Source organism: Falsiroseomonas oryzae (assembly GCF_027856955.1).
Lineage (GTDB): Bacteria > Pseudomonadota > Alphaproteobacteria > Acetobacterales > Acetobacteraceae > Falsiroseomonas > Falsiroseomonas oryzae.
In genome coordinates this window covers 1-4,796 of sequence record NZ_JAPSMD010000409.1, presented here as the reverse complement: position 1 = coordinate 4,796, position 4,796 = coordinate 1, and the positions used below count along the sequence as shown (strand labels likewise).

5 protein-coding genes and 1 pseudogene are annotated in these 4,796 nt (G+C 74.2%); 1 reads left to right on the top strand and 5 read right to left on the bottom strand.

Annotated features, from left to right (window positions below):
- From OZN99_RS25705 to OZN99_RS25685, 5 genes and pseudogenes are all read right to left on the bottom strand, one after another.
- Positions 1-201, bottom strand: a pseudogene (locus tag OZN99_RS25705) (molybdopterin molybdenumtransferase MoeA); the annotation flags it as partial.
- The gene (moaC, locus tag OZN99_RS25700) at positions 201-680 is read right to left on the bottom strand and encodes a cyclic pyranopterin monophosphate synthase MoaC (RefSeq protein ID WP_270938081.1); all 480 of its coding nucleotides are present in this window, start codon (positions 678-680) and stop codon (positions 201-203) included. The gene moaC and the pseudogene OZN99_RS25705, both read right to left, overlap by 1 nt.
- 70 nt (positions 681-750) lie before the next feature.
- On the bottom strand, positions 751-1,572 hold the full coding sequence (gene trpC / locus OZN99_RS25695) for an indole-3-glycerol phosphate synthase TrpC (protein WP_270938080.1): 822 nt from the start codon (positions 1,570-1,572) through the stop codon (positions 751-753).
- Positions 1,573-1,580: 8 nt separating this feature from the next.
- Positions 1,581-2,609, bottom strand: a complete 1,029-nt coding sequence (gene trpD / locus OZN99_RS25690) for an anthranilate phosphoribosyltransferase (RefSeq protein ID WP_270938079.1) — start codon at positions 2,607-2,609, stop codon at positions 1,581-1,583.
- A 292-nt stretch (positions 2,610-2,901) separates the two neighbouring features.
- Positions 2,902-3,504 carry an anthranilate synthase component II gene (locus OZN99_RS25685; RefSeq protein ID WP_270938078.1) on the bottom strand — a complete coding sequence of 201 codons (603 nt, stop codon included), beginning with the start codon at positions 3,502-3,504 and terminating at the stop codon, positions 2,902-2,904.
- A 107-nt stretch (positions 3,505-3,611) separates the two neighbouring features.
- Between OZN99_RS25685 and OZN99_RS25680 the strand changes: the two genes are divergently transcribed.
- Positions 3,612-4,796, top strand: a 1,185-nt coding sequence (locus tag OZN99_RS25680; RefSeq protein WP_270938077.1) for an oxidoreductase, incomplete at its 3' end; no start/stop codon positions are given.

Below are 4,796 nucleotides of genomic sequence, written 5' to 3'. Positions count from 1 at the left end.
GAGGCGCGCGCCTGCGGTCGCGTCGGCGGCGCGCACGGCATAGCCGTCCATCGCGGAGACGTCGGCGGGCGGCTGCGTCAGCCGGGCGGGCACGGGGCGGGCCAGCACGCGGCCCCAGGCCTCGGCGAGCGGCACCGTCTCGGCCGGCGTCGCCTCCAGCGCGGCCAGCACGCGGGCACGGGCTTCCTCCAACGCGAGCATCACGCGGTCTCTTCGTAGGTGCCGGACTTGCCGCCGGACTTGTGCACGACGCGCACCGCCTCGATCCGCATGCCGCGGTCCACCGCCTTGCACATGTCGTAGATGGTGAGCGCGGCGACGGTGACGGCGGTGAGCGCCTCCATCTCCACGCCAGTCTGGCCCGTGAGCTTGACCATCGCCTCGATCTCGACGGCATCGGGTTCGGCGGGGGTGAGGTCCACGCTGACCTTGCTGATCAGCAGCGGGTGGCAGAGCGGGATGAGATCGGAGGTCCGCTTGGCCGCCATGATGCCGGCGAGCCGCGCCACGCCCAGCACGTCGCCCTTGCCGATCTCGCCCTGCCGGATCAGCGCCAGCGTTTCCGGCCGCATGACGATGCGGCCGCGCGCGACGGCGGTGCGGGCGGTGTCGGCCTTGCCGGAGACGTCCACCATGGCGGCGCGTCCGGCCTCGTCGAAATGGGTGAGCCTGTCTGTCATGGGGATCCCCGGATGGGGATTCTCTGCCCCCACCCAACCCTCCCCCGCAAGCGGGGGAGGGCCGCAAGGGTCAGGTCGGAATCGCGTGGATCAGCTCCGCGGCCGCCGCGGTCACGTCGCGCTGGCGCAGCAGGTGCTCGCCCACCAGCAGGCAGCGCGCGCCGGCCTTGCAGGCGCGGCGGACATCCTCGGGCGTGCGGATGCCGCTCTCGCTCACCGGGATGCGGTCGGCCGGGATCAGCGGGACCAGCTCGTCGGTGGTGGCCAGGTCGGTCACCAGCGTCTTGAGGTTGCGGTTGTTCACGCCGATCAGCCGAGTCTCCAGCGCCAGGGCACGGTCCAGCTCCCGCCGGTCATGCACCTCGGCCAGCACGGCCATGTCGAGGGAGCGGGCGATATCCTCCAGCTCATGCGCCTGCTCGTCGGTCAGCGCGGCCATGATCAGCAGGATGCAGTCGGCCCCCATGGCGCGGGATTCGAAGACCTGCCAGGGATGGACCATGAAGTCCTTGCGCAGCGCCGGCAGCGCGCAGGCGGCGCGCGCCGCCGACAGGTCCTCCGCCGAGCCCTGGAAATACGGGGCGTCGGTCAGCACCGACAGGCAGGCGGCGCCGGCGGCCTCGTAGGCGCGGGCTAGTTCCTCCGGCACGAATGGATCGCGGATCAGCCCGCCGGAGGGGCTGGCGCGCTTGATCTCGGCGATCAGGCCGACCCGGCCATCCGCCACGGCGGTGCACAGCGCGCCGGTGAAGTCGCGCGGCCTCGGCGCCTCGGCGGCACGCTTCTCCATCTCGGCCAGCGGGACGGCGGCGGAACGCTCGCGCACCTCGGCGTGCTTGTCGCCGAGGATCTGCGCGAGCTTGTCGGAGAGCACGGAAGCAGGGGCGTTCATGGGGGATCTCAAGGCGAAGGGGTGTCGGGCGGCGGAGGCGCCGCGGCGGCGCGAAGCTTGCGCAGCACATCCAACGCGGCGCCGCCGTCCAGGCTCCGCGCCGCAAGCGCCACGCCGTCGCGCAGCGTGCCGACGCGGCCGGCGACGATCAGCGCGGCCGCGGCATTCAGCAGCACGCAGTCGCGATAGGGCCCCGGCGCGCCCTCCAGCAGGGCCTGCAGGGCGGCGGCGTTCTCCGCCGGCTCGCCGCCCTTCAGCGCCTCGGCCGGCGCGCGGGACAGGCCGGCGTCCTCGGGTGTGACCTGGAAGGCCCGCAGCGCGCCATCCTTCAGCTCGACCACCTCCGACGGGCCGGCGAGGGTCAGCTCGTCCAGCCCCTGGCCATGCACCAGCCAGGCCCGCTCCGTGCCGAGGCGGGCCAGCGTCTCGGCCATCGGGCGCAGCCATTCCGCGCTGAAGGCGCCCGTCATCTGGCGCTTCACACGGGCCGGATTCGCCAGGGGGCCGAGCAGGTTGAAGATGGTGCGCGTGCCCAGCTCCATCCGCGGGCCGGCGGCATGGCGCAGCGCGGAATGGTGGCGCGGCGCCATCAGGAAGCACATCCCGGCCTCCGCCAGCACGCGCGGCAGGGCCTCGAGCGGCGTCTCCATCACCGGGATGCCGAGCGCGGTCAGCGCATCCGCCGCGCCGGACCGGGAGGAGAGCGCGCGGTTGCCGTGCTTGGCGACCTTCACCCCGCAGCCGGCCACGACCAGGGCCGCGGCCGTCGAGATGTTCAGCGTGCCCGCCGCATCGCCGCCCGTGCCGACGATGTCCATCGCATCGGCCGGCGCCTCCACGGCGATCATGCGCGCCCGCATGGCCCGCACCGCGCCGGTCATCTCCGGCACCGTCTCGCCGCGCACGCGCATCGCCATCAACAGCCCGGCGATCTGCGCCGGCGTCGCCTCGCCGGCCATGATCATGCCGAAGGCCGCCTCCGCCTCGCTCTCCGCAAGCCGCTCGCCAGCCGCCAACCGCGCCAGGATCGCCTTCACCGAGAGGCCCCCGTCGCTGCGCGCCTGGTGCCTGCGCTGATGGCTCGCAGGGGGACGCTGTCCCCCTGCACCCCCTGCAAAGGGCCAGCGGGCCCTTTGAACCCATGCACACAGGGGCGGATGGAGGAGGGGCCGGCGGGCGCGCCGGTCCAGCGGACGTGCGGGCCCCTCCTCCATCCGCCCCTTTGACGGGGTCCAGGGGCCTTCCGGCCCCTGGCAGGGAGGGTGCGGGAGGGACGGCGTCCCTCCCGCATGCCGACAGTGCAGGCGCGGGCATGCATCGGTTGGGCCTCTAGGCGACGGCGGCCGGTGCGTTGCGGCCGGTGCGCACCCCGGCCAGCGAGAGGAAGTTGCGCAGCAGGTCGTGGCCGTGTTCGGAGGCGATGCTCTCCGGGTGGAACTGCACGCCCCAGATCGGCAGGTCGCGGTGCGCCAGGCCCATGACCAGCCCGTCCGAGGTGCGGGCGGTGGCGGTCAGGGTGTCGGGCAGGTCCTCGACCACAAGCGAGTGGTAGCGCGTGGCGCGGAAGGGGGAGGGCAGGCCGGCGAAGATATCCGTGCCGGAGTGGGTCACCTCCCACACCTTGCCATGCACCGGGACCGGCGCGCGCACGACCTTGCCGCCGAAGGCCTGGCCGATCGCTTGATGGCCCAGGCAGACGCCGAGGAGCGGCAGGCGGCGGGCGGCGGCGGCCTCGATCAGCGGCAGCGAGATGCCGGCCTCGTTGGGCGTGCAGGGGCCGGGCGAGAGGACGATGGCCTCCGGCTGCAGGGCGAGCGCCTGGTCCACGGACAGCGCGTCGTTCCGCCGAACCTCGACCACCGCCCCAAGGTCACCCAGGAAGTGATAGAGATTGAAGGTGAAGCTGTCGTAGTTGTCGATCAGCAGGATCATGCGGCCGGATCGTCGTCCCGCAGCCCCGCCGAATCAAGACTCCTTGCCGGCATGGCAGGCCGGCGCCACGCTTGTCGCCGAGGGGGCGGCGGGGCAGCGTCCCGGGCATGACCTTCCCGCGCCTGTTCTCCCCGATCGACCTCGCGGGGCGGCGGCTGCCCAACCGCGTCGGCTTCGCCGCGCTCTCCACCCGCTTCCCCGAACCGGGCCGCGTGAGCGAGCGGATGATCGCGCATCTCGCCGCGCGGGCTGCGGGCGGCGCGGCGCTGGTGGTGACGGAGGCGCTCTCCGCCGCGCCCTCCGCCGCAACGCCCGTGCGCGTCGCCGCCTTCGAGGAGGGTGCGCTGCCCGGGCTGGCGCGGCTGGCGGAGGCGGTGGGGCGGCATGGGGCGCTGGCCATCGGGCAACTCTGGCACGGCGGCAGCGCGCATCACGGCCCGCGCGGGCTGGATGCGGTCGGCGCCTCCGCCGTGCCGGACGGGATGAGCTGGACGGTGCCGCGCGTGCTCTCGGCCAGCGAGGTCGAGGGGCTGGTGGCGGACTACGCCGACAGCGCGCATCGGCTGCAGCGCGCTGGCTTCGCGGGGGTGGAGGTCTCGGCGGCGCATGGCTTCCTGCCGCTGCAGTTCCTCTCCCCCGTCACCAACCGGCGGGAGGATGGGTGGGGCGGCGATGCGGCGGGGCGCAGCCGCTTCCTGCGGGAGATCCTGCGGGCGATCCGGGCGCGCTGCGGGTCGGGGTTCGTCGTCGGGCTGAAGCTGCCGGCGGAGGATGGCGTGCCGGGCTCGATCGACCTGGCGGAGGCGCAGCGCCTGACGCGCGCCATCGTGGCCGACGTGCCGCCGGACTGGCTGTGCTTCAGCCAGGGGAGCCATGGCTGGTCGCTGCATCGCCACGCGCCTGACATGCACGATCCGCCCGCGCCCTATCGCGCGCTGTGGCGGGCCATGCGGGAGGCGGCGGGCGGCGTGCCGATCGCGGCGATCGGCCGCATCGACGACCCCGCGACGGCGGAGGCGATCCTGGCGGCGGGCGAGGCCGAGCTGGTGATGCTGGCGCGCCCACTGCTGGCCGATCCGAACTGGCCCGCCAAGGCCCGGGACGGCCGTGCCGCGGCGATCACGCCCTGCATCGCCTGCAATGCCTGCTGGGGCGAGATCCATCGGGGCGTCGCGACAGGGTGCAGCGTGAACCCGCATGTCGGCACGCCGCGCGACGGCGCGCCGGCGGTGCGCGCGGCGCGGGCCATGCGCGTCGTCGTGGTCGGCGCCGGCATGGCCGGTCTGCAGGCG